This is a genomic window from Terrabacter sp. R4-6 (assembly GCF_057529065.1).
This window is the reverse complement of the sequence record NZ_CP197224.1, coordinates 2,287,193-2,312,367: the sequence shown is the minus strand read 5'-3', so window position 1 is coordinate 2,312,367 and position 25,175 is coordinate 2,287,193. Positions and strand designations below refer to the sequence as shown.

Genomic DNA, 25,175 nt, shown 5'->3' with positions numbered 1-25,175 from the left:
CACGGACCAGGGCACACAGAGAAGGACCCGGATGCCATGGGCATCCGGGTCCTTCTCTGCTTGAGCTGGCTCGCTCCGACAGGGGGACAGAGCGAGCCAGCACATGCAGAAGGGCTGGGCGCGGTTCGTGCGGGCCCAACCCTTCGCTACCACCAGTCTAGACCCTGTCCGGCTGGTTGCGCGAGGGGCTCGATGAAGATTGCATCACATCAAGCGGGTCAGTTCGGTTCCTTCCACGCATCATGCCCACGAGTTCCGGTGTCCCTGAAGGGACTCGGAGATTGCTGCACCACCGAGCATGGCACCAGAGGCCGGGTTGCGCCAGAGGAAGCTCCCGTGGATTCGCTGGGGGGTCCAGGACGGGTGGGAGCTCGTCCCGTCCCGTCCGATTTGCCCTGACCTCTTGACGCCCCTTTGCGCTCGCCCCTACGGTCCTACCCACAGAGGGTGACTGATTGTGAGCGAAAGGATGCTTGAATGAGCAGTTTCAAACACACAGTGCGGAGAGGGGTGGGTGCTCTCGCCGGCGCCACCGTCGCCCTCTCGGGACTCGTGCTCGTGTCCGGACCGGCACAGGCCGCGGACGCCCACCTCGGTGACGTCACGGCATACAGCCGCAGCGGCGACACGTACACGTTCGGCTCCGGCGTCGCGAAGCTGCGCGTCGAGGTCGACGACACCGACCTGCTGCGAGTGCAGGTGGCCCCCGACGGCACCTTCACCGACCCGGCGTCGGCAGATCCCGCCGACCCCGACGCACCCGATGCCGACATCGTCGTCAAGCGCGACTACGCCGGCGGCGCGTCGAGCGTGACGGACACCGGCACGGCATACGTCATCTCGACGGCGAAGGCGCGCCTCACGGTGACGAAGTCGCCGATCACCCTCCGGCTGCAGGACGCGAGCGGCGCCGAGCTGCTGCGCGAGACCGCACCGATGGCGTGGAACGCGAGCGGTATGACGCAGACCCTGGCCCGGGGAGCACAGGAGCAGTTCTTCGGCGGCGGCATGCAGAACGGCCGCTTCAGCCACCGGGACACTGCGATCACGATCAGCCGCGACTACAACTGGGACGACGGCGGCAACCCCAACGCGGCGCCCTTCTACCTCTCGAGCGCCGGCTACGGCGTGCTGCGCAACACGTTCGCGCCGGGCACCTACGACTTCCACGCGCCCGTCCGGACCACGCACCAGGAGCAGCGCTTCGACGCGTACTACTTCGTCGGTGACACCCGGCAGGTGCTCGACGGCTACACCGAGCTGACCGGCCGGCCGCTCATGCTGCCGATGTACGCGCTCGAGCTCGGCGACGCCGACTGCTACCTCCACAACGCGAACCGCGGCGAGCGGGAGACGCTGCGCGACACGACGGCCATCGCCGACGGCTACACCGCCAACGACATGCCGCTCGGGTGGACGCTCGTCAACGACGGCTACGGCTGCGGCTACGAGGACCTCCCCGAGACCCACGAGATGCTCGTCGACCACGGGTCCGAGGTCGGCCTCTGGACCCAGTCCGACCTGACGAACCAGCCCTACGAGGTCGCGAGCGGCGTGCGGGTGCGCAAGACCGACGTCGCCTGGGTCGGCCCCGGCTACCGCTTCGCGCTCGACGCGTGCGAGAAGGCGCGGGACGGCATCGAGAGCAACAGCACCGACCGCGCGACCGTCGTCACCATCGAGGGCTGGGCCGGCACGCAGCGCTGCGGCGCGATGTGGAGCGGCGACCAGTCGGGCACGTGGGACTACATCAAGTGGCAGATCCCGACGTATGCCGGCTCGACCCTCTCGGGGCAGCCGGTCACGACGGGTGACGTCGACGGCATCTTCGGCGGCAGCGCGGACACGTACACGCGTGACCTCCAGTGGAAGATGTTCCTGCCGATGACGTACGCGATGAGCGGGTGGGCGGCCAAGGACAAGCAGCCCTACCGCTACGGCGAGCCCTACACGTCGATCAACCGGAGCTACCTGCAGCTGCACGAGCGCCTGCTGCCCTACCTCTACACGCACACGGTCAACGGGTCCCGCACCGGTCTGGGGCCGACGCGTCCGCTCTACGCCAACTACCCGAAGGATCCTGCGACGTGGGGCGATGCGGCCAAGTACGAGTTCCTCGCGGGTGACGACTTCCTCGTGGCGCCCGTCTACTCCGACACGTCGGTCCGCGACGCCATCTACCTGCCCGAGGGCACGTGGGTCGACTACTGGACGGGCCGGCTCTACCCCGGCAAGCAGACGGTGAACGGCTACAAGGCGCCGCTCGACCGGCTGCCGCTCTTCGTCCGGGCCGGCGCCGTCGTGCCGATGTTCCCCGAGGGCACGCTCGACTGGAAGGCCGGCAAGGACTCCGGCCGGCTCGACGTCGACGTCTACCCGTCGGGCACGTCGACGTTCACGAACTACGAGGACGACGGCCGCTCGCAGGCGTGGAAGTCCGGCTCGAGCGCGTCCCAGCGCTTCGACGTCGCGGCGCCGACGACCGGCAAGGGTCCGGTGACCGTGACCGTCGGGTCGGTGGACGGCTCCTACGCCGGCAAGCCCGCCTCGCGGGGCTACGGCCTGGCCGTGCACACGAACACCGCGCCCTCCGCGGTCGCCGTCGACGGGGTGGATGTCGGGGGCGTGGCGTCGAAGGCGGCGCTCGATGCGGCGGCCTCCGGGTGGTTCTACGACTCGGCCACGGGCGTCATCCACGTCAAGACGGTGTCGATGTCGACCGGGGCCGCGCACACGGTGCGGATCACCGGCGCCGGTGCGGTCGGGGGCGCCCAGCCGGGCGAGCTCGACGTGGCACTGGACGTCAAGGCACCCGTCATCTCGGTGCCCGGTGAGGCGCGCGAGGTGACGGCGACCTTCACGAACTCCACGGGTAAGCCGGTCCAGGTGACGTCGACGTCGGTCGGCGTGCCGGCCGGCTGGACGGCGGTCGCCTCGGGGCCGACGACGGCCACCGACCTCAAGGACGGTGGCACCTTCACCGCCCGCTTCGGAGTGACACCCCCGGCAGGAGCGCAACCCGGGTCATATGCCGTGACGGCCTCGGCGGCATACACCGTCCGGGACGTCTCGCGGACCGTCACCGACGCGACGAAGACGCGCCTGGCGTTCCCGTCGCTCGCGAGCGCCTTCAGCAACGTCGGCGTGACGGCACTGGCGTCGCCGGCTGCTGGCGACATCGACGGTGGCGGCTCGAGCTTCATCGCCGAACGGCTTGCGGCACAGGGTGTCTCGCCCGGTGCGAAGGTGACGGCGAACGGGTTCGACTTCACCTGGCCGTCTTCGCAGCCGGGGACGAAGGACAACGTCTCCTCGGCCGGAGAGACGATCCAGGTCTCGGGGCGCGGCAACGCACTGGCCTTCCTCGGGACGGGGACGAGCGGCGCTGCTGGAGGTGCGGCGACGGTGCACTACACGGACGGCTCGTCGGCGGCGGTGACCGTCGGCTTCCCGAACTGGTGCTGCCTCGCGACCGACACGTACGGCGCGAAGACGGCCGTCACGACGATGGGCAAGAACACGCCCACCGGCGCGGCGTACCCGACGGTCGCGTACCGCCTCTACACGAAGACGGTGCGGCTCGACCCGGCCAAGGAGGTGGCCGCGGTGACGCTGCCGGCCAACTCGGCGGTGCACGTCTTCGCGATGACCGTGGGCACCGAGGACGTCGTGCCGCCGCCGATCGCCGACGGGCAGTACTCGCTCGGCAACGTCGGGTCGGGGCTCGCGCTCGAGGCGCCGGGGTCGAGCTCGGCTCAGCTCGGGACGGCGGCGGTGTCGTCGTCGTCCTCGCAGAAGTGGGTCGTGACGCTGCAGGACTCGGGTGCCTACCAGGTGAAGAACGCCCAGAGCGGGCAGTGCATGGACGTCTTCTCCAGCTCGCAGACGTCCGGGGCACTCGTCGGGCAGTACACGTGCACCGGCACGACGAACCAGCAGTGGACGATCACCCGGTCGGGCACGCAGCTGAAGCTGACGGCCAAGCACAGCGGGCTCTCGCTCGCGGTCGACGGCTCCGGCAAGGTCGTCCAGGTGACCGACACCGGCGCGGCGACCCAGCGCTGGACGGCGACGGCGAACTAGCCGGCGCCGGTCGGAGCCCCGGTCGGGCCCGGTTCGAGGTGTCGCGCGTGGAGACGCGCACGCGAACACCTCGAACCGGGCCTTGGTCCTTTGTTGAGCAGTCAAAGGTTCGTCGCGCGCGTGGCCGACGCCGCTACCATCGAGAGAAGGGGTTCCGGCGCCGTGAGGTGGGCCGATGGGGACGAGCATCGACGTGACGCTCCGCGAGCATGGAGCCGATGCCGCGCGGGTCGACCTGCTGCACCGACAGTTCCGCCAGGAGCTGCGGCACGTCGACGCCGTCGACGTCGCGCCGCTTCCGACAGGGCGCGCCGGACCGACGGAGCCCGGCGCACGCGGCCTCGACCCCGAGACGGTCAACGCCTTGGCCGTGGCCGTGATCGGCTCGGGCGGCCTCGCGGGACTCGTCTCGTCGGTGCGCGCCTGGATCGGGCGGGCTCCCAAGGAGGACAGGACAGTGCGGCTCGAGATCAGCGGCGACGTCATCGAGCTGTCCGGGGCGACCTCGCTCGAGCAGGAGCGACTCCTCGAGGTCTTCCTGGCGCGGCACGAGGCGTCCACGCCATGACTGAGACCACGCCGGCGGGCGCCCGGCGCGCGCTCATCATCGCCAACGACACCTATGACCACACGAGCCTCAGCCAGCTGCGCGCGCCCGAGGCCGACGCGCGGGCCCTCGCAGCCGTCCTCGGTGACCCGGAGATCGGCGGCTTCGAGGTGTCGATCGTGCACAACGCGGCTTCCTACGAGGTCCAGTCGCACATCGATGACCTCTTCACCGAGAGCCGTCCGGACGACCTGCTGCTGCTCCACTTCTCCGGGCACGGCCTCAAGAGCGACTCGGGCGAGCTGTTCGTCGCGGCGCGCAACACCCGCCCGGACCGCCTCGGATCCACAGCCGTGCCGGCGGACTTCATCCAGCGCTGCATGCGCACCGCGCGAGCGCGCACCATCGTGCTCTTCCTCGACTGCTGCTACGGCGGTGCCTTCGGCGAGGGTGTCACCGTCAGGGCAGCCGGCCCGGTCAACGTCATGGAGAGCTTCCCCGCAGGGCGCTTGGGTGGTGGCCGTGGGCGCGCGGTCATCAGCGCCTCCAGTGCCATGGAGTACGCCTTCGAGGGCACGACGCTGACCAGCGACCACGAGGTGCAGCCGTCGGTCTTCACCTCCGCCGTGGTCCAGGGTCTGCTCACCGGCGAGGCCGACCGTGACGAGGACGGCCTGGTGTCGCTGGGCGAGCTCTACGACTACGTCTTCGACCGGGTCCGTGAGCAGAACCCCCGCCAGACGCCCGGTCGGGACGTCGAGATGTCCGGTGACGTCTACCTCGCGAAGAGTCGGCACAAGAAGGTGCGGCCGGTGCCGATCCCGGAGGCGATCGTCGCCGCCCTGCGGGAGCCTGACCCCACCTACCGGCGCGGTGCTGTCGTCGAGCTGCGCGACCGGCTCGGGCACCCCGACCTCGGCGTTGCGCTGGGCGCCCTCGAGGCGCTGCAGGCGGTCGCCCGCGCCGACACGAAGTCCGTCGCTGACGATGCTGCCGCCGTCATCGAGGCCTCGGCACCACGGGTCAGCCCGCCGGCGTTGGACTTCGGCGAGATCGCCTACGGGGCCGCGGTCGCCGTCGAGCGCGAGCTCCACGTCAGCGGCGTACCTCTGGCCCGGGAGGTTCGGGTCGATGCCGACCCTCCGCTCAGCGCTGTCCTGGACCGTTCCGTCGTGACCGTGACCTTCTCCCCGACCGACAGGCCGTATGCCGGGAGCATCACCCTGACGAGTCCCACGGGGTCTGTCATCGTGCCGGTCACCGCCTCGGTCGGTCGCCGGACGGGGTTCCTCGAGTCACCTCCCCGCCCGCCCGAGCCCTCACCGGCCGGCGGGACGGACCCCACCTTCGACTCCGGAGCCGATGACGAGGAGTTCGTCGGGCGACGCCTCCTGCCGGTCGAGACACCAGGCGACGACGCGTCCGTTCCACGACCTGCGTCAGGGGCGTCGCCCACCGTCGTGGGACCTGCCGCTGCCACGGCTGAGCCCGGGCCGGTCCCACGGCCGGAACCGTCCGCTCCCCACGCGACACCCGACGAGCCTGCCGATCGCACCCAGCTTCCCGCGCACTCCGACCCGGTCACGCCCGCAGCCGCAAACCGCATGACGACGCCCGCGTGGCGACGGGTCGCGGGTGGGGTCACCCTCCTCGGCGGGCTTCTCGTCCTCCTGAGCACCTTCCTGCCCTGGTTCGACGGCGGGACCTACGCCGACAACGCACCCGAGCAGATCCCTGCTGCCGTCACCCGCGGCCTACTGGCTCTGGCCGCCGGCGTCACGATGCTCGTTCCCCGGGTCAGGACACCGGTGGCGGTGGCACTGCTCACCTCGACCGGCGCCGCCTGCGGTGCAGGTTCGCTCACCCTCATCGGGGTGTTCAACACGTCCGGAGCCGACCGCGTCGGCATCGGCTGGTCGGTGGCGCTGGTCGGCGAGCTGCTCGTCGGCACGACAGCTCTCGTGACCCTGCTCGCCGTGACCTCACGCACGTCGGTGCCGTTCCGCCGGTTCGACCGGCACACCTGGCCGTCGGGGGTGGCCCTGTGCGTCGGGTTCGCAACGAGTGCCGTCTTCGTCGCCTACGCGATTCACGTCGCAGAGCAGGGGTCGGCGTACTGGGCAGCCGTCGCGCTGGTCTGGGGACTGTCGACCCTGGGGTTCACCGTGTCCGCGGTACTGCTCGAGCCCGCTGTCGGGCGGGTCCTGCTCGGTGGCTGGGCCGTGGGCGCCATGAGCTACGCGGTGTCGGAATGGGTCTTCCTCAACCGCAGGGAGATCGATCCACACGCCGTCCCGGTGCTGACCTTCGGCTGCGGGCTGCTCCTTCTGGCAGCAGTCTTGCTCGGCACCAAGGCGATCGAGGGGACGTCACCTCCCCCCACCTGATCGGGCGCGACGTCGGGCACCGGATCGTGCGCTCGATGTCGTCAGGACGCGCGGGTCGCCCGATCTCGCGCTCGACGAGCGCCGTCCAGCCCGCCAGGCCCTACCCGGAACGCCGGAACGACCCCGTCCACTGGAGGACGAGGTCGTTGCTGGTGGAGCCAAGGGGACTCGAACCCATAACCCCCTGCTTGCAAACTCGGAGCACGCCCATCGCACGCCGTTGGCCTTCACTACGCCACCCCGTGAAACGACGTCTGGGCTCGCATGCTGCGGAACCCGTTGCAGTACTCCACTGCCGTATTGGCGCCATGCCTAGTTCTCGGAGGGACGTTGCGCTCCTGGCACACGGCTTCCGACGCCCGCTGAGTGCGTACGTACACATGGCGTACCGGGGGCCATGTCTGAACTCAGCGGCGTGCCCACGGCGTGTCGAACACCAGTTCGAGCTACGTTATGTCCGAAACTACCCGTCCCGTGAGGCTCGATCATGAGCGCCTGCGTGACGAGGTAGGCGTCGCCTCAGTCCGCGGATCGGTGAGGGACTGGCCTATCGGCGGGCGCGAGGCAGGCGCGGAACGTGCAAGTGTCTCTGCCGAGCGACTGCAGACGCTACCCGATGCGCGTCTTTCTTGAACGGCGCCGGTGCGTAGTCAGCCGCCTCTTCGACCGCATCCGGCAGGCAAGTGCGCAGGTGCTCGACTCGGCCCAGGACCAGTTCAGGCTGCATTTCTAGCGCAGTCCCCACACCGACCCAGTCGTCGACAGTGACGTCGCGAACCTCCCCGGCGCGCCCGACTTTCATCGAACTGTGCACGGCCTCACCGCGCTTCAAGTACGGCGCGTAGCTGGCCGCATCGTAAAGAGGCGCTAGCGCAACCCGGGGGCCTCGCAGCAGCAGACTGTAGTTCTTCGCGTGCGCGTCGGTGCCCCCGACCAGGACGTTGAACGCGAAGGCGTCGAAGAACGCCGTCCGCACCGGCTCGCGGTCGGCCAGCCCCAGCGTGCCAAGCAGCGATGCGACGTTCTTAACGCTTGGGCCCCCATCGGCCTGGTACTTCTTAGACGGCGGGTAACTCATCGCCTGCAACAGATCCTCCTGGTGAAGACGAAGCCACTGGCCATCAGGTGCGCGGCGCCGGTCGTACCGGGTGGAGACCAGCGTCTTCGCGCCGCCGAAATCTACCAAGTCGACGTCAGCGACGCGCAGCCCAAGCAGGCCGGCGGCGCGCAAACACACGAACTCGTTGACATGCAGGTCTTTGAATCGGGTGTCGGCGCGCGTGGGCTTCAGTATGTGTGTCGTCGGGGTGGAGTCGTTCGGCACGCCCCAGTTCCCGTCGTCCAGCAGGTGCAGGGCGACCTTGTTCTGCGCCCCGGCCAGGCTCCAACGTCCTGAACCTTCCCCGACTTCCCAGCCGGCATCGCGCACGGTCAGTTCCCGCAGCATGGCGCAGACCTCGTCGTGGGACAGGCGGCGTACGTCGCCCGTGCGCTGAGCGGCGTCCGGCGGGTCAACGTCAACGGGAAGGACCTGGACGGCTCCAGCGGCATCACGACCTACGTGACGCAGAAGGGCGAAGGGGTTTCGTGCCGACACCTGGAAGCGGCGCCCCCATTCCTCGCGCACGGCCGCGTTATCGGGCAGTAACCCTTCCAGCCATGCCGAGACGACACGGTTGCCGTGGCGTGCGCCGGATAGCGGCATTGACAGTGACAACGGAGTCGCGGAGCGTTGGGCGGTGTAGCTGGCGTCGTAGGTGAAGCTCAGTGCCCCACCGCTCGCCTGCTCCAGACAGCCGGCAAGGACGCCGTCGAGGAAGACGTGCATCTTGGTCATGACGGGTCCCCGAACATATCGGCAAAGGGGTCCGCGTCGGAGCGGGGCTGCGGCGATGGGCCGAGCTTGAAGGCCAGTCCGAGTGCAGCCAGGACGTCAAGCACCTTGCGGAGCTCGGCTCCGGGGTTCGTGCCGGTCTCAAGGCGCGAAAGCCACTGGCGTGACACGCCCGCGCGGTCGGCGAGCGCTTCTTGACTGAGGCCAGCCGCACGGCGAGCGTCGCGCAGGGCGGCGCCCAGGTCTCGCACCGTGGCGGTGAGCATGGCCTCTCCTTGTACAGAATTTTTCGCGATACCGCGACAATTCAGAGTGTCACGGTACCACGACAAAAGTATTTGTCACAGTTCCACGACAAAAGGTATTGTCACGGTACCGCGACAGTCTGGCCTTCCCAGCCTCCAGGCCGTCTCCGACGTAGCCGTTGACGCGGCGCGCTCCAACAGGGGCATCCAACGGGGTCCTCATCCCGGGACGGGTTGGGACCTGCGTGATCCGCGGGGACGAGTCGTCATCGACAGGCAGCCGCATCACGGTCAGCCCGTCACCAGCGACGCCATCCAAGCGCCGAGCTGTCCGCCCGGCCACTGGTCGCCAGCCCAAGCACCGCCAAGGCGATGACCACACGGCCACCGCCCTCATGGCCCTCGCGTATTCGCCCCGCTGCGCCAGGACGAAGAGCATCGTCGCCACCAGGCTCGGCAGTTCCTCGAGTCCTCTCGAGTGACCGACGATCCCACGTACACCGGCTACGTGCTCATGCTGGTCCTGGGCCTCCGTCGCGGCGAACTGCTTGGACTCGGATGGGAAGACCTCGACGTGAACGGTGGAGAGACGCACATCGCTTGGCAGGTCCAGCGAGTCGGTGGAGAGTTGGTACGCCGCCCGACCAAGACTCACTCTTCCGACGCTCCGCTCCCGCTGCCTCACACCTGTGTCGAGGCACTCGCCACCGTCGCCCGGTGCAGAACAAGTTCCGTCTCCCCGCGGGTGAGGCGTGGAACACGAGCGGACTTGTGCTCACAACCCGGTTCGGGGACGCAATTGATCCACGCAACTTCCAGCGGGCGTTCCGTTCGAGCATCCGACGGGCCGGCGTTCCGGTCATCCCCGTGCACTCGACGCGGCGCACCTGCGAGAGCTTGCTGGTGGCGCTCGACGTGCACCCGCGTGTGGCCATGGCCATCCTTCGACACAGCAAGATCGCCGTGACGATGGACATCTACTCCCAGGTGTCCGCCGCATCGACGCGAGAGGCGCTGAAGAGACTAGGGGAGGCCTTCGGATCAGGGTCTTGACGACCGGAACTGCAGTACTTACTTGCAGTACGGGCACGAAAGAGCCCCTCCCCGATGACCGGAAAGGGGCAATGACCTGTGGTGGAGCCAAGGGGACTCGAACCCCTAACCCCCTGCTTGCAAAGCAGGTGCGCTACCAATTGCGCCATGGCCCCGAGTGGGGGAGAGCGGCATCAGGACGAGGTGTTGGCCTCGTCGGTCGCCGTCGGAGCGGTGGCCGGTGCGACGGGCGCCTGCACGTCGTCGGTGGCCTGGGTCCACAGGTCCTGCTCGGCCTGCTGCTGCTTCGCCTTCTTGCGAAGGAAGACGACGCCGGCGATGGCGCCGCCGATGAGGGCGAGACGCTTCAGCATGCGAGGGATCCTCTCCGTGGTGGCGGTGATGGTGGGCCTAGGAGGACTTGAACCTCCGACCTCTTCCTTATCAGGGAAGCGCTCTAACCGTCTGAGCTATAGGCCCATCGTCACCTTCGCGCGGCCGATCCACCTCGTCAGAGATGACGACCGGACGCGAGGGGAAACGTTACCCGATGCACCTCGCCTCATACAAAACGGCCCCCGCCCGCGAGGGCGAGGGCCGCCTGCGTATGCCGTGTGGCCGCGTCCGAGACGCCGGCCGAGGACCCGCCGGGGCGGGTCTCAGTCGTCGGTGAGCGTCAGCTGCACGCCGCCGACGAGCGCCGAGCAGATGTTGTAGAGGAAGGCCATGACGGTCGCGATCGCCGTCATGAGGATGACGTCGATGACGCCGATGACGATCGAGAGCGACACGACGCGGCCGAAGCCGACGTAGTCCTTGATCGAGAACGGGTCGGACGTCGTGGTCTGGAGCGACTGGAGCACGCCCTCGATGTCGGTGAAGACGTTCATCGTCGACAGGATCATCCACAGGACGGCCGTGAGGATGACGCCGGCGATGCCGAGCGCGACGGAGAGCAGGAAGCTCATCTTCATGACCGACCACGGGTCGACGCGCGCGACGGCGAGGCGGACGCGGCGCGGGCCCTTGGGCTTGCGGTGCGCCGTCGTGGTGCGCGCACCTGCAGCGGCCGACGTCGACGCCGCCGCACCGGACTGGCCGGAGCCGACCCGCTGCGTCGGGGCGGTGCGGTTGGTGACCGCCCCCCGCGAGAGCGACGTGGCCTGGTCGGTGCCCGAGGCGCCCGACGTGCTGCCGGACGACCCGCTCGAGGCGTAGTACGAGCCGTTCTGGCCCTGGTCGTCGGTGATGCCGGAGCCGCTGCCCGTCCGAGTCGACGTGCCGGGGCCGCTCACGGAGCCCTCAGGGCTGGTCGCGCTCATTCGTCACCTCCGTTGTCGGTGTCCGACGAGCTCGCCTCGTCACCCGACGTCTGGTCCGACGGTACGCCATCGACGCCGGGAACCGTAGCGGGCGCTCCCGGAGCGGACGACGCGTCGCCGGCCGGAGCGAGGCTCTCACCGTCGGCGCCCTCGCCGTCCTCGACCTCACCGACGACGATCGCGGACTCGGCGTTGCGGGCCACGGCCACGATCGAGTCGCCCTTGTCGGGCGTCGCGAACTTGACGCCCTGCGACGAGCGGCCGGTGTGGCGCACCTCGTCGACGCGCGAGCGCACGATCTTGCCCTTCTCCATGACGACCATGACCTCGTCGGTGTCGATGACGGTCAGGGCTCCGACGAGGTCGCCGCCCTTCTCGGAGAGCTTGGCGACCTTGATGCCGAGACCGCCGCGGCCCTGGAGGCGGTACTCCGAGACCGGCGTGCGCTTGGCGAGGCCGTTCTCGAAGACGACGAAGACGTCGGGGCTCTCGCCCTCCTCGACGACCGACATGGCGAGCAGGTCGTCGCCGTCGCGGAACTTCATGCCCGTGACACCGGAGGTCGAGCGGCCCATCGGACGCAGCGCCTCGTCGGTCGCGGTGAAGCGCACCGACTGGCCCTTGCGCGATACGAGGAGCAGGTCGTCGCGGTTGGAGGCGAGGCCGGCACCGACGAGCTCGTCGCCCTCACGGAGGTTGACGGCGATGAGGCCGCCGGAGCGGTTGGAGTCGTAGTCGGCCAGGCGGGTCTTCTTGACGAGGCCCGCCCGGGTGGCGAGGACGAGGTAGTCGGCCTTGGCGTAGTCGCGGACCGCGAGCACCTGGGCGATCTGCTCACCGGGCTGGAAGGCGAGCAGGTTGGCCACGTGCTGGCCCTTGCTGTCGCGCGAGCCCTCGGGCAGCTCGTACGCCTTGGCGCGGTAGACGCGGCCGAGGTTGGTGAAGAAGAGCAGCCAGTGGTGGGTCGTCGTCGTGAAGAAGTGCTCGACGACGTCCTCGCCGCGCAGCGACGCACCGCGCACGCCCTTGCCGCCGCGCTTCTGCGAGCGGTACTGGTCGACGCGGGTGCGCTTGGCGTAGCCACCGCGGGTGATCGTGACGACGACGTCCTCCTCGGGGATGAGGTCCTCCATCGACATGTCGCCGTCGAAGGGCACGATCGTCGTGCGTCGCTCGTCGCCGTAGCGCTCGACGATCTCGGCGAGCTCCTCGCTGATGATCTCGCGCTGGCGCACGGGCGAGGCGAGGATCGCGGTGTACTCGTCGATGAGGGCCTGCAGCTCGTCGTGGGCCTCGATGAGCTTCTCGCGCTCGAGGGCCGCGAGGCGACGCAGCTGCATGTTGAGGATCGCGTTGGCCTGGATCTCGTCGATCTCGAGCAGCTCGATGAGGCCGTCGCGGGCGACGTCGACGGTGCGCGACCCACGGATGAGGGCGATGACCTCGTCGAGCCGGTCGAGCGCCTTGAGCAGGCCGCGCAGGATGTGGATGTCGGCCTCGGCCTTGCGCAGGCGGAACGTCGTGCGCCGGACGATGACCTCGACCTGGTGGTCGACCCAGTGCCGGATGAAGCCGTCGAGCGGCAGCGTGCGCGGCACCTCGTCGACGAGGGCGAGCATGTTGGCGCCGAACGTCGTCTGCAGCTGCGTGTGCTTGTAGAGGTTGTTGAGCACGACCTTGGCCACGGCGTCGCGCTTGAGCACGATGACGAGGCGCTGGCCGGTGCGGCCCGAGGTCTCGTCACGGATGTCGGCGATGCCCGAGATCTTGCCGTCCTTGACGAGGTCGGCGATCTTGAGCGCGAGCATGTCCGGGTTGACCTGGTAGGGCAGCTCGGTGACGACGAGGCACTGGCGGTTCTGGATCTCCTCGACCTCGACGACCGCCCGCATGATGATCGAACCGCGGCCCGTGCGGTAGGCCTCCTCGATGCCCTTGTGCCCCATGATCAGCGCGCCGGTCGGGAAGTCCGGGCCCTTGATGATGCCGAGCAGCGCCTCGAGGAGGTCCTCGCGCGAGATGTCCGGGTGGTCGAGGTAGTACTGCGCGCCGGCCGCGACCTCGCGCAGGTTGTGCGCAGGGATCTGCGTGGCCATGCCGACGGCGATGCCGGCGGAGCCGTTGACGAGCAGGTTGGGGAAGCGGCTCGGCAGCACGGCCGGCTGCATCGTCTTGCCGTCGTAGTTCGGGACGAAGTCGACGGTGTCCTGCTCGATGTCGCGGACCATCTCCATCGCGATCGAGGCCATCCGGCACTCGGTGTATCGCGGGGCGGCGGCGCCGTCGTTGCCACGGGAGCCGAAGTTGCCCTGGCCGTCGACGAGCGGGTAGCGCAGCGACCAGTCCTGCACGAGGCGCACGAGGGCGTCGTAGATCGCCGAGTCGCCGTGCGGGTGGTAGTGACCCATGACGTCGCCGACGACGCGCGCGCACTTGTTGTAGCCGCGGTCGGGGCGGTAGCCGCCGTCGTACATCGCGTAGACGATGCGCCGGTGCACGGGCTTGAGGCCGTCACGCACGTCGGGCAGGGCGCGACTGACGATGACCGACATGGCGTACTCGATGTAGCTGCGCTGCATCTCGGTGTTGAGGTCGATCGGCTCGACCCGGTCGTGCTGGCCGATGTCGGCCGGCACGACGACCGCGCTGGCGTTTGGGTCGCCCTCGTCCTCGTCCGCGTCGGTGGCGTCCGGGTCGGGCCCGAGGATGTCCTCGATGCTCTGGTCGGGCGTCTCGTCACCGGACGTCTCGGTGTCGGGCGTCTCGTTGACGTCGTCTCCATCGTTGGGAGGCAGGTCGTCGCTCACGTCAGATCCCTTTGTCTCTCAGTCACATTCGTACAGTTCGTGGGGCGCCGGTGATGGCGTATGCCGTCTCGCCCGTTTCACGTGGAACGTCACGTCCCAGCGGGGCGGGCCTGCCGGCATACGCCATCGGTCGGCTAGATGTCGAGGAACTTCACGTCGCGGGCGTTCTTCTGGATGAAGGAACGACGGGACTCGACGTCCTCACCCATGAGGACGGCGAAGACCTCGTCGGCCTTGGCGGCGTCGTCGAGCGTGACCTGGAGCAGCGTGCGGGTGCTCTGGTCCATCGTCGTCTCGCCGAGCTCCTGGTAGTTCATCTCGCCGAGGCCCTTGTAGCGCTGGATCGGGTTGTCCTTCGGCAGGCGCCAGCCCTTGCCCTCGCCGAGCAGGCGCAGGCCGTCCCGCTCGCGGTCGCTGTAGGCGAACTGGTGCTCGGCGTTGCTCCACCGCAGGCGGAAGAGCGGCGGCTGCGCGAGGTAGACGTAGCCGGCCTCGATGAGCGGGCGCATGAAGCGGAAGAGGAGCGTCAGCAGCAGCGTGCGGATGTGCATGCCGTCGACGTCGGCATCGGCCATCAGGACGATCTTGTGGTAGCGCGCCTTCTCGATGTCGAAGTCCTCGCCGATGCCGGTGCCGAAGGCGGAGATGAGCGCCTGGACCTCGTTGTTGGCGAGGATCTTGTCGATGCGCGCCTTCTCGACGTTGAGGATCTTGCCGCGGATCGGCAGGATCCCCTGGGTGTACGGGTCACGGGCCTGGGTGGCCGAGCCACCGGCGCTGTCGCCCTCGACGATGAAGACCTCGGAGATGCTCGGGTCCTTGCTCTGGCAGTCCTTGAGCTTGCCCGGCAGGCCGCCCGACTCGAGCAGACCCTTGCGCCGGGTCGCCTCGCGGGCCTTGCGGGCCGCCATGCGCGCGGCCGCGGCCTGCACCGACTTGCGGACGATGTCCTTGCCCTCGGAGGGGTGCGCCTCGAGCCAGTGGCCGAACTCGTCTGTCATGGCGCGCTGGACGAAGCCCTTGACCTCGGAGTTGCCGAGCTTGGTCTTCGTCTGGCCCTCGAACTGCGGCTCGGCGAGCTTGACCGAGATGACGGCGGTGAGGCCCTCTCGGACGTCGTCGCCGGTGAGGTTCTCGTCCTTGTCCTTGAGGAGGTTCTGGCGGCGCGCGAAGTCGTTGACGAGCTTGGTCATCGCCGCACGGAAGCCCTCCTCGTGGGTGCCGCCCTCGTGGGTGTTGATCGCGTTGGCGTAGGTGTGCACCGACTCGCTGTAGGCGTTGGTCCACTGCATCGCGAGCTCGAGGCTCAGCGACCGGGCCTCGTCCTCGACCTCGATCGAGATGACCTCGGGGTGGACCGGCTCGCTGCGCTTGCTGCCGTTGATGTGGTTGACGTAGTCGACGAGGCCGTTGTCGTAGCGGTAGCTGACCCGCTTGGCCGTGAGCGTCTTCTTCTCGCCGGAGCCGGAGTCGGCGCCCGTGTCGTGGGGTTCGTCGTCCTCGGTCGACTCCACGACGACCTCGAGGTCCTCGTCGAGGTCGTCGAGGTCGACGTCGCGCTCGCCCGCGGGCTGCTCGATGCGCTCGTCGACGAGGTTGATCGTCAGGCCCTTGTTGAGGAAGGCCATCTGCTGCATCCGGGCCCGGATGGTCTCGAAGTCGTAGTTGACGGTCTCGAAGATGTCGGCGTTGGCCCAGAAGGTGATCGTCGTGCCGGTCTCGTCGGTGGCCTCCTGCTTCTCCAGGGGCCCGTCGGGCACGCCGTCGGTGAAGCTCATCCGGAAGACGTGGCCCTTCTGGCGGACCGCGGCCTTGAGCCGGGTCGAGAGGGCGTTGACGACGGAGCTGCCGACGCCGTGCAGGCCGCCGGAGACCTTGTAGCCGCCGCCACCGAACTTGCCGCCGGCGTGCAGCTGGGTGAGGACGAGCTCGACGGCGCTGATCTTCTCGACCGGGTGGATGTCGGTCGGGATGCCGCGGCCGTTGTCCTTGACGCGGACGCCGCCGTCGGCGAGGAGCGTGACGTCGATGGTGTCGGCGTAGCCGGCGAGCGACTCGTCCACGGCGTTGTCGACGATCTCGTAGACGAGGTGGTGCAGACCGCGGGGACCGGTCGACCCGATGTACATGCCGGGCCGCTTGCGCACGGCCTCGAGACCCTCGAGGACGGTGATCGCGCTCGCGTCGTAGTCGACGCCGTTGGGCCGGACGTCGGCCGGGACCGCGGGTGCCGGGGGTGCCGCAGGAGGCGTGGTGTCGGAAGTCGCTGTGTCGGGTGCTGCCACGGAGTCGGATCCGGTGGAACTGGGGGTGGTGCTGGTGGTGATCGGCTCGTCAGCGTCGGACACGGCTCTCCTCGGTGGTCAGACCTCATGCGGGCGGCTCGACGTGGACGTCGAGCCGCAACCTCATCAGTCTAACGGTCCGGCGCCGGAAACCGTGCCCTCAGACGCGCGAAACGGCCACTTTCCGGCCCGAGCACCCGTGGATCCGAGGGGAGGATCACGCCCGGGGGCTCCAGCGCCCCTCAGGCACCCTCACCCGCCGCATCGCCGTCGGGCGCCTCGCGGCTGCCGCCGCCGCCCATTCTCCTCCGTACCGAGCGCGCTGACACCCGTCGTCCACAGGTCGTCCGGCTTCGCCGGAACCTCGCCGGAACCTGCCGGAACCGCGCCGGAACCTCGCACGACCCGCGCACGACCCGCGCACGAGCCCGTGACGCGCGTATGCCGGAAGGCCGGGTCCCAGCGGAACCCGACCTCCCGGCATCCGTCCTCGGTGGGGTGGACCCCCGGCGATCAGAGGATGCCGCGAGCCTGGAAGGCCGCGCGGACGGTGGCGGCGTCGGTCGAGCCGTAGAGGGCCGTCGCGGCGTCGACGGTCTTCTGCGCTGCAGCGGCCCAGGTCGTCGACGGGGCGTAGGAGAACTGGGCCTCGAGGATGATCCGGGTCGCCTTGTCGCGGCCGAGGGCCTTGTTGACGTCCCAGAGCGCGTGGCTCCAGATCTCGCCGTCGTCGTGCACCTCGCCCGTGCGGTTGGCCACGGTCTTGGTCGTGTCGAGCCGACGGATGCAGTGCGGGGTCGTCGACGTGTAGGACGTCGAGTCCCAGTCCATGACGCAGGCCCACGGGGTCGTCGCCGTGTCGGCCGAGTTGGCCTGCGACATCGTCGCCGCGAGGTAGTCACCGAAGCCCTCGCCGATGGCGCCGGCGTCCGAGCTGCTGCCGAAGCCGGGCACCTGGTCGTCCTGGACCGCGTGGCCGTACTCGTGCCACACGACCTCCTGGTCCTCGCCGTCGTCGACGCCGCCCGTGCCGATGGTGATGGTGTCCTGGCTCGGGGTGTACCAGGAGTTGTCCTGCGTCGTCGTGTTGACGCTGAGGTCCTGGGCCTCGTGGTTGACGTCGGCGAAGCCGAGCGACTGGATGTAGGTCTGCACCCGGTCGACCGCGTAGTAGCTGTTGACCTGCTCGAAGCGCGTGTCGCTGCGCGTGTAGGGGAAGGACAGCGTCGACGAGAAGGCGGCGGCGTTCTTGCCCTTCTTGCTGTTCGTGACGGTGGCCCAGCTGCCCTTGAGGTAGCCCGAGCCGTCGAGGTTGGCGAGCGTCACCGTCTTGTAGGCCGACGCCGGCACGGCCGAGTCGGCGTTGTTCGCGTCCTTGAGCGACTCGTTCTGCAGGGCGACGACCGGGTTGGGGTCGAAGACCTTGCCGGAGCCGCTGGCGAGGACGCGCTCGTCGGTGACCTTCGTGACCCGGCCGCTGCGCGCGTCGACGAGCACCTGCTTGTCCCGGTCGGTCGTGACCTCCCAGGCCAGGGTGGCCGGGGCTCCGGCGGCACCGGGCACGACGACGAGCCGGCTGGCGCGGGCGTTGCCGTGGCCCTTCGCGGCGGTCGCTGCGGACGCCCGCGCGAGGCCCGGCGAGACCGAGGTGAGGCCGGTGACGGCGCGACGACCGTCGTCGGTCGAGGCGGAGGCACCCGTCGTGTGGACGGCGTACCAGCCGCCGAGCACCGGGACGCCGCGGTAGGTCTGGGCGTACCAGCTGTGCGACCCGAGCAAGCTCTGGCGCACCTGGACGAGGGTGAGGTCCGCGGGCACGGAGGCGCCGGCGGCGGCGGGCAGGGGCGCTGCGACGGAGCCGGTGGCCGCCGTCGACAGGAGGGCTGCCACCGCGGCGACGACCGAGGCGGTGGCGATGAGAGGCGTACGACGCATGTCGAACCTTTCGAGAAGTGGGGCCAACGACACAGGCAACCACGCGCGGGAGGTCCGCGTCCGGAAAGGATTCGTAAAGACTTCCCCTCGTTTCGGCAGGGCCGACCCCCGGGTCGGGACGAGCCGGGCACATCGCTCGGATCGTGACCCCCGACAGCGCCCGGCGAACGGCTCCGCGGCGGCGGCGTCCCCGGGTCGGGCTGGTCCCGGACGGGGACGTTCTGCTGCGGGGCGAGGTGTGGCGGTGGCTCAGTCGTGGGCGAGGGTGCGCTCGAAGAGGGAGTGGATCGCCTCGGGCAGGTGCGGCTCCTGGAGCGTCACGTCGCACCCGGCCTCGTCGCAGACGACGGAGTAGATGTAGGCGTCGGGATGGGTGCGCTCGGTCGAGGCGGCGATGCGCTGGAGCGTCGGCGCCTCGAGCAGGTGCTGCCAGTCCTTGGCGTCCCGCTCGGACAGGTCGCCGAGGGCCAGCCGCCGCTCGCGCACCTGGCCGGCGAACCCGCCGGTGCGCCGGAGCACCACCTGGGTGTCGGCGCCCGGCGCCTGCCCGGAGGTCCCACCGCCGGCCGGTCCCGGCGCGGGGACCGCACCCCCGGCGCCGTCCGCCCCACCCGCCGGCCCACCCGCGTCCTCGGTGAGCACGCCGACCTGCTCCCACGCCGAGCGGACGGCCGTCTGCTCGGCCGATCCCTCGCCATGGGCGCTGCCCGCGGCGGCCACCGTGAGGCCGGCGAAGGTCGCGAAGTCGCAGTCAGCCTTGATCCCGTCACCCGACACGACGGCGTACCAGATGGCGCCCGGGCCCTCCCACGCGTTGCCACCGATCGCGTCGGCCGCGAGCACGAACGCGCGGTTGGGGATGCCGGAGTTGATGTGGACGCCGCCGTTGTCGTCCTGCGTCTCGACGTAGTCGTCCATGTGGGCCGGCTGCGGGTCCGTGCCGAGCCGTGGGTCGTCGTAGGCCGTGCCGGGGTTGCGCATGTCGCGCAGCGCTCGGCCCTTGACGGAGGCGTTGAGCAGGTCGGCGCCGACGAGCCAGTCGGCCTGCGCCGCGCTCTGCCCGAGGGACTTCTGCTTGACGAGGACCCCGAAGACGTCGGAGATCGACTCGTTGAGTGCGCCCGACTGGCCCTGGTAGAGCAGGCCGGCGGTGTGCTCGGTGACGCCGTGCGCCAGCTCGTGCCCGATGACGTCGAGGCTCTGGGTGAACCGCTCGAACACGACGCCGTCCCCGTCGCCGAACACCATCTGCGAGCCGTCCCAGAAGGCGTTGTCGTAGTTGCGGCCGTAGTGGACGGTCGCGAGCAGCGGCATCCCCTTGCCGTCGAGCGAGTCCCGGTCGTAGGCCGTCGACCACAGCTCCCAGGTCGCGCCGAGCCCGTCGTAGGCCTCGTCGACGGCGACGTCGCCGGTCGAGGCCGCGCCCTCGGTGCGCACCGTCGTGCCCGGTGTCGTCTGGGTGCCCTTGGCGTCGGCGATCGTGCGGTGCGGTCCCGTGCCGTGGGCCGTGGGCGAGCCGACGTCCTCGCGACGCGGTGCCCGGCGCGTGGTCGGGCGGGCCATGGGCGTGCGGCGCGAGGAGCGCAGGTCCTGGTCGTGACGCAGGGCCTCGCGCGCGTGGGCGGCGAGGGCCGGCTCGTCGCTGGCCGCCATGGCCTCGAGCATGTAGGGCGGGACGATCGTGCAGTGCGGCGTCCTGGTCTGCGTCGAAGGCTGCGTCGAGGTCATGACGACAGTCTGCGTCGGAACACCGACACCCGCCCTCCGAGCCGTCCTGCAGTTCGCAGCGTGATCAGGATCAACGTCGGGGGTCCGCTCGCGCTGGGGTGGATCATCATCGCCGCCACCGTGCTGCTCGTCGCCACCGTGGTCCTCATCGGACTCTCCGGGGTCTGAGCGCGGCCGACCCTCGACGCCGACCTGCCGACCTGCCGAACGGCCGGTCATCCAAACAGACCGGTCAGCCGTAGGTGTCGCGCGGTCCCCGCGAGTCGGGGGAGCGGCGGGCACCGCGGTTCCACGACGGCGCGCTCGGACCGACGACCCTGAGCTCGCTGACGGCGCCGGCCCCGATCTCCTCGTCGATCCGGGCGAGCAGCGACGACGCGAGCAGGCGCATCTGCGTGGCCCAGGCCGTCGAGTCGGCGCGCACCGTGAGGATCCCGTCGACGAAGGTGAGCGGCTCGACGTGCCCGGCGATGTCGGGGCCCACGATCTCGGGCCAGCGGCCCATGACCGAGCCGACCGCGACGTCGACCTTCCAGCCGCGGTCGAGCAGCAGCCGGTCGAGCTGGTCACCGAGTAGGGCCGGGTCGCGGCCGTCGCGTGCCGAGCCCGACAGCACCGGCGCGTTGCCGATCGGGCGGCGGCGCTTCTTCGGCCGCATCCCGGGGCGCAGCCCCTTCTCGGCCGCGCCCGCCCGCGCCCGCGCCAGCGCGGACGCCGCGGCGTCGGCGATGCGGGTGTCCTCGTCGGTGGGCTCGGGCGCGTCCTCGGAGGCACCCGCCGCCTCGGGCCCCTCGGCCCCGGGCGGCTCGTCACTCATCGTCGTCCTCCCCACCGGACTCCTCGACGACGGCATCGTCCACGACATCCTCCCCGGCATCCTCCCCGGCATCCTCCACGGAGGTCGGGGCGGACCCGGCGGACTGCACCTGACCGAGCACGACGGCATACGTGGTGCCGTTCTCTCGGAGCACGTCGGGCACGTCGGCCCCGACCGCGGCCGTGATGAGCACCTGCTCGCAGTCGGCGACGAGCGCCGCGAGCCGCTCGCGCCGCCCGGAGTCGAGCTCGGCGAAGACGTCGTCGAGCACGAGCACCGGGTCGTCGCCGAGGTCTCGCCGCAGGAGGCGGTATGCCGCGAGCTTGAGTCCCAGGGCAAAGCTCCACGACTCGCCGTGGCTGGCGTAGCCCTTGGCGGGCAGCTCGCCGAGCGAGAGGACGAGGTCGTCACGGTGCGGCCCGACGAGGGAGATGCCGCGCTCGATCTCGCTGGACCGCACGTGCTCGAGGGTCTCGAGCATCCCGGTGCGCAGCTCGTCGATCTCGGGGACCTCACCGGCGGCGAGCCGCTTGGCGAGGTCCTCGTGGAGCGAGCTCTTGTAGGTGGCGCGGGCGTTCGACGAGGCAGCACTCACCGCGTCGTAGCACTCGGAGAGGTCGGGGACGAGGTCGCGCAGCAGCCGCAGCCGCGCGTAGAGCAGCTGGGCACCGACCGAGGCCAGGTGGTCGTTCCACACGTCGAGCGTGTGCAGGGCCGCTTCGCGGGCCTCGTCGAGCGGCTGCTCGCCGTCGCGCGGCGGGCGGGGCGGTCGCCTGGACCCCTTGCGGAGCACCGGCGCCGCGGACTTGAGCAGGGCGTTGCGCTGCTTGAGGATCTTGTCGTAGTCCGACCGCACGCCTGACCACCGCGGCTGGCGCTGGACGAGCAGCTCATCGAGGAAGCGCCTCCGCTCCGACGGGTCGCCCTTGACGAGGGCGAGGTCCTCGGGCGCGAAGAGCACCGTGCGCACCGTCCCGAGCACGTCGCGCGGTCGCGAGACGGGGGAGCGCCCGAGCCGGGCCCGGTTGGCGCGCCCCGGCGTGATCTCGAGCTCGACCATCGTCTCGCGGTCGTCGCGGACGATGGCCCCACGCACGATCGCCTGCGCCGCGCCGAACCGCACGAGCGGCTGGTCGGTCGCGACCCGGTGCGACCCGAGCGTGGCGAGGTAGCCGACCGCCTCGACGAGGTTCGTCTTGCCCTGACCGTTGAGGCCCACGAGCGTGGTGACGCCCGGCGTCAGCGCGAGCTCGGCGCTCGGGTAGCTGCGGAAGTCCTTGAGGGTCAGGTGACGGACGTGCAAGGAGGGTGCGGCGCTCTGCTCAGGCCTTCTTGGCGGTCTTCTTCGCCGCGCGCTTCTGGCCGCGCGCGGAGTCGGCCATGTCGGTGGCCTGCGTGGACGACGCCCGTCCCGAGGAGGCCGCCTTCTTCGCGGCACCGACGTTGGCCTTGGACGCCGTCGACGCCGCCTTGGCGCTGGCCTTCTTCGCCGATCCGCGCTTGGCGGCCTGCTTCGTGGGTGACTCCTTGCGGGCGGAACGCTTGGCCGTCGCCGGCACGTCGCCCTGGCGCAGCTTCTCGCCCTCGGCGATCGTCATGACCTGGTGCCCGCCGAACTGGCCGCGCAGCGCCGCGACGGCCTGCATCGTGGGCGAGCTCGACTGGCGCGAGGCGAACCGCGCGAAGAGCGAGGCCGAGATGACCGGCATCGGCACCGAGAGGGCGATGGCCTCCTCGACGGTCCAGCGACCCTCGCCGGAGTCGTTGGTGTAGTCGGACACGTCGTCGAGGTGCGGGTTCTCCTCGAGCGCGTCGACCATGAGGTCGAGCAGCCAGGACCGCACGACGGTGCCGCGGCTCCACGCCTTGAAGGCGCCGGGGACGTCGGTGACGATGTCCTTCTTCTCGAGCAGCTCGTAGCCCTCGGCGTACGCGGCCATGAGGCCGTACTCGATGCCGTTGTGGACCATCTTCGTGTAGTGCCCGGCGCCGACCTTGCCGGCGTGGACGAAGCCCTCCTCGCGCGGACCCTCGGGCCGGAGCGCGTCGAAGATCGGCATCGCCTTGGTGACCCACTTCTTGTCACCGCCGCACATGAGGCCGTAGCCGTTCTCGAGGCCCCAGATGCCACCGCTCACGCCGCAGTCGACGTAGCCGATCTTCTTCTCGCCGAGCAGCTTGGCGTTCTCGAAGTCGTCGGTGAAGCGGGAGTTGCCGCCGTCGATGACGAGGTCGCCCGGCTCGAGCAGGTCGGCGAGCTTGGCCACGGTCTCACGGGTCGGGTCGCCGGCCGGCACCATGACCCACACGACGCGGGGGGCGTCCAGGGCCTTGACGAGGGCGGGCAGGGTGCGCACATCGGCGACGTCGGGGTTGCGGTCGAAGCCGACCACCTCGTGACCCGCGCGACGCAACCGCTCGCGCATGTTGCCGCCCATCTTGCCGAGACCGATGAGACCGAGCTGCATGTCGCGAGCCTTTCTGCGGGGGAGTCTGCGTGAAGCGTGCGGGGCGGATCAGGTGGCGCGGTTCGAGGCTACGCCAGCCCGGCGGCATACGGCACCGGGTGCCGGGAGGCGCGTGAGCTCGGTGCGGGGAGGGTCGTCAGGTGGTTCGTCAGGTGTGGGTCGTCAGCTGGCGAAGCGGACCGGCATGAGGACGTAGCGGTAGCTCGTGTCGGGCTCGGAGTCGGCCTCGGCCTGGCCGGTCAGGACGGCCGGGCGGCTCGGCTGGGTGAAGGACAGCCGGCTCCACGCCGTGCCGACGGCGTGCAGGCCGTCGAGGAGGAACTGGGGGTTGAAGGCGATCTGGATCTCGGGCCCGTTGAGCGTCGCCTCGACGGCCTCGGAGGCCTGCGCGTCGTCGCCGGTGCCGGCCTCGATGGCGACCTGGCCGTCGGTGAACTTCAGCAGCACCGGGGTGTTGCGCTCGGCGACGAGCGCGACGCGCTTGACCGCCTCCTCGAGCGCGGCGGTCTCGACGACCGCCTCGGTGTCGACGGAGGTCGGGAAGATCGAGGTGACCTTGGGGTACTCACCGTCGAGCAGGCGCGTCGTCGCGCGACGCTGGCCGGCCTCGAAGCCGATGAGGCCGTCGCCGCCCTGGCCGAGCGCGAGCTCGACCGAGCCGGACGCCCCGAGGGCACGCGCCGTGTCGGAGAGCTGACGGGCCGGGATGAGCGCCACGTGGCTCGCGTCGGTGGCCGACGGGCTCCAGGAGAGCTCGCGCATCGCGAGGCGGTATCGGTCGGTCGCGAGGAGCGTCACCTTGTCGCCGTCGATCTCCATGCGCACACCGGTGAGGATCGGCAGGGTGTCGCCCTTGTCGGCGGCGATCGAGACCTGGGCGACCGCCTGGGTGAAGACGTCACCGGCGATGGTGCCGCTCGTCTCGGGCGAGAGCGGCAGCGTGGGGTAGTCGGCCACAGGCATCTCGCGGAGCGCGAAGCGCGACGAGCCACAGGCGACGTTGACCTTGCTCCCGTCGGTGCTCACGTCGATCGGCTTGTTGGGCAGGTTGCGCGAGATGTCGGCGAGCAGGCGCCCGAGGACGAGGACCTGGCCGGCCTCGGCGACGTCGGCCGGCACGGTGATGCGCGCGGACACCTCGTAGTCGAAGGCGGACAGCGTCAGCGTGCCGTCCTCGTTCGCGTCGACGAGCACGCCCGCGAGCACCGGAACCGGCGGGCGCGCCGGGAGCCCACGGGCCACCCAGGTCACGGCCTCGGCCAGGACGTCTCGCTCAACCCGAAACTTCACGGTGCACTCACTTCGACAGGAACGACATTGGGGCTCAGACACTAGTGCCTGGCGGTGACTGGCACCACAGACACTCCCCGAATCGCCGACGTGGCGAAATCACGCGATTCCCCGCCAGGTCCTTCGACCCTCAGAGGCCGGGCCGGGGCGCGAGGACAGACCCTCGTTGTCGGGGCTCCCCTCTATGACTGGGATCTCGTCATAGTCATAGGTGCTGTGGATGCTGTGGACAACCCACGTCGGTGCTGGTCAGCCCGTCGATGGGGGTGTGCACGGCGTGTGGGGCCAGGTCGGACGGGGCGGCTCCGCCCTGTGGACGGATTTCGCCCGTGCACATCGTCCTCACAGGTGGCCCGGGGGTTGTCCGCAGCTTTACGCCCGTCGTCCACACGTTT

General features: G+C 70.0%; 16 protein-coding genes and 2 tRNA genes. 4 read left to right on the top strand and 14 right to left on the bottom strand.

What is annotated here, in order from left to right; genetic code table 11:
- The first annotated feature begins 477 nt into the window (after positions 1–477).
- The 3 genes from ACSSS0_RS10845 to ACSSS0_RS10835 all read left to right on the top strand — a co-directional run bounded on the left by ACSSS0_RS10845 (position 478) and on the right by ACSSS0_RS10835 (position 7,017).
- Positions 478–4,083, top strand: a complete 3,606-nt coding sequence (locus ACSSS0_RS10845) for an RICIN domain-containing protein (protein ID WP_487231160.1) — start codon at positions 478–480, stop codon at positions 4,081–4,083.
- 175 nt (positions 4,084–4,258) lie between these two features.
- Positions 4,259–4,651 (top strand): effector-associated constant component EACC1, encoded by a 393-nt coding sequence (locus ACSSS0_RS10840; protein WP_487231159.1) that lies wholly within the window; start codon positions 4,259–4,261, stop codon positions 4,649–4,651.
- On the top strand, positions 4,648–7,017 hold the full coding sequence (locus tag ACSSS0_RS10835) for a caspase, EACC1-associated type (protein ID WP_487231158.1): 2,370 nt from the start codon (positions 4,648–4,650) through the stop codon (positions 7,015–7,017). Before ACSSS0_RS10840 ends, ACSSS0_RS10835 begins: the two co-directional genes overlap by 4 nt.
- A gap of 547 nt (positions 7,018–7,564) precedes the next feature.
- Here the strand turns inward: ACSSS0_RS10835 and ACSSS0_RS10830 are convergent.
- Entirely contained in the window at positions 7,565–8,854 is a 1,290-nt protein-coding gene (locus ACSSS0_RS10830) for a type II toxin-antitoxin system HipA family toxin (protein WP_487231157.1), read from the bottom strand.
- Complete coding sequence (locus ACSSS0_RS10825; RefSeq protein ID WP_487231156.1) at positions 8,851–9,117, bottom strand: helix-turn-helix transcriptional regulator; 267 nt, start codon at positions 9,115–9,117, stop codon at positions 8,851–8,853. Before ACSSS0_RS10825 ends, ACSSS0_RS10830 begins: the two co-directional genes overlap by 4 nt.
- A 696-nt stretch (positions 9,118–9,813) precedes the next feature.
- Between ACSSS0_RS10825 and ACSSS0_RS10820 the strand changes: the two genes are divergently transcribed.
- Complete coding sequence (locus tag ACSSS0_RS10820) at positions 9,814–10,149, top strand: tyrosine-type recombinase/integrase (protein ID WP_487231155.1); 336 nt, start codon at positions 9,814–9,816, stop codon at positions 10,147–10,149.
- Positions 10,150–10,228: 79 nt separating this feature from the next.
- Here ACSSS0_RS10820 and ACSSS0_RS10815 read toward each other — a convergent pair.
- The 12 genes from ACSSS0_RS10815 to dnaN all read right to left on the bottom strand — a co-directional run bounded on the left by ACSSS0_RS10815 (position 10,229) and on the right by dnaN (position 24,780).
- Positions 10,229–10,304 (bottom strand) — tRNA-Ala (locus ACSSS0_RS10815).
- A gap of 18 nt (positions 10,305–10,322) precedes the next feature.
- Positions 10,323–10,502 (bottom strand): DLW-39 family protein, encoded by a 180-nt coding sequence (locus tag ACSSS0_RS10810; protein ID WP_487231154.1) that lies wholly within the window; start codon positions 10,500–10,502, stop codon positions 10,323–10,325.
- Positions 10,503–10,531: 29 nt separating this feature from the next.
- A tRNA-Ile gene (locus ACSSS0_RS10805) sits at positions 10,532–10,608 on the bottom strand.
- A gap of 179 nt (positions 10,609–10,787) precedes the next feature.
- Positions 10,788–11,450 (bottom strand): DUF3566 domain-containing protein, encoded by a 663-nt coding sequence (locus ACSSS0_RS10800; protein WP_487231153.1) that lies wholly within the window; start codon positions 11,448–11,450, stop codon positions 10,788–10,790.
- On the bottom strand, positions 11,447–14,257 hold the full coding sequence (gyrA, locus tag ACSSS0_RS10795) for a DNA gyrase subunit A (RefSeq protein ID WP_487231152.1): 2,811 nt from the start codon (positions 14,255–14,257) through the stop codon (positions 11,447–11,449). The genes ACSSS0_RS10800 and gyrA overlap by 4 nt, the downstream gene beginning before the upstream one ends.
- 134 nt (positions 14,258–14,391) lie before the next feature.
- Positions 14,392–16,542 carry a DNA topoisomerase (ATP-hydrolyzing) subunit B gene (gene gyrB / locus ACSSS0_RS10790; RefSeq protein ID WP_487231151.1) on the bottom strand — a complete coding sequence of 717 codons (2,151 nt, stop codon included), beginning with the start codon at positions 16,540–16,542 and terminating at the stop codon, positions 14,392–14,394.
- 513 nt (positions 16,543–17,055) lie between these two features.
- Entirely contained in the window at positions 17,056–18,477 is a 1,422-nt protein-coding gene (locus ACSSS0_RS10785) for a M4 family metallopeptidase (RefSeq protein WP_487231150.1), read from the bottom strand.
- 249 nt (positions 18,478–18,726) lie between these two features.
- Positions 18,727–20,205 (bottom strand): protealysin inhibitor emfourin, encoded by a 1,479-nt coding sequence (locus tag ACSSS0_RS10780; RefSeq protein ID WP_487231149.1) that lies wholly within the window; start codon positions 20,203–20,205, stop codon positions 18,727–18,729.
- A gap of 232 nt (positions 20,206–20,437) precedes the next feature.
- Entirely contained in the window at positions 20,438–21,022 is a 585-nt protein-coding gene (locus tag ACSSS0_RS10775; protein WP_487231148.1) for a DciA family protein, read from the bottom strand.
- Positions 21,015–22,325, bottom strand: a complete 1,311-nt coding sequence (recF, locus tag ACSSS0_RS10770) for a DNA replication/repair protein RecF (protein ID WP_487231147.1) — start codon at positions 22,323–22,325, stop codon at positions 21,015–21,017. The genes ACSSS0_RS10775 and recF overlap by 8 nt, the downstream gene beginning before the upstream one ends.
- Positions 22,326–22,344: 19 nt before the next feature.
- Complete coding sequence (gene gnd, locus ACSSS0_RS10765) at positions 22,345–23,490, bottom strand: phosphogluconate dehydrogenase (NAD(+)-dependent, decarboxylating) (protein WP_435983980.1); 1,146 nt, start codon at positions 23,488–23,490, stop codon at positions 22,345–22,347.
- A gap of 162 nt (positions 23,491–23,652) precedes the next feature.
- Positions 23,653–24,780, bottom strand: coding sequence for a DNA polymerase III subunit beta (dnaN, locus tag ACSSS0_RS10760; protein ID WP_028785240.1), 1,128 nt, complete (start codon positions 24,778–24,780; stop codon positions 23,653–23,655).
- Positions 24,781–25,175 lie beyond the last annotated feature (395 nt).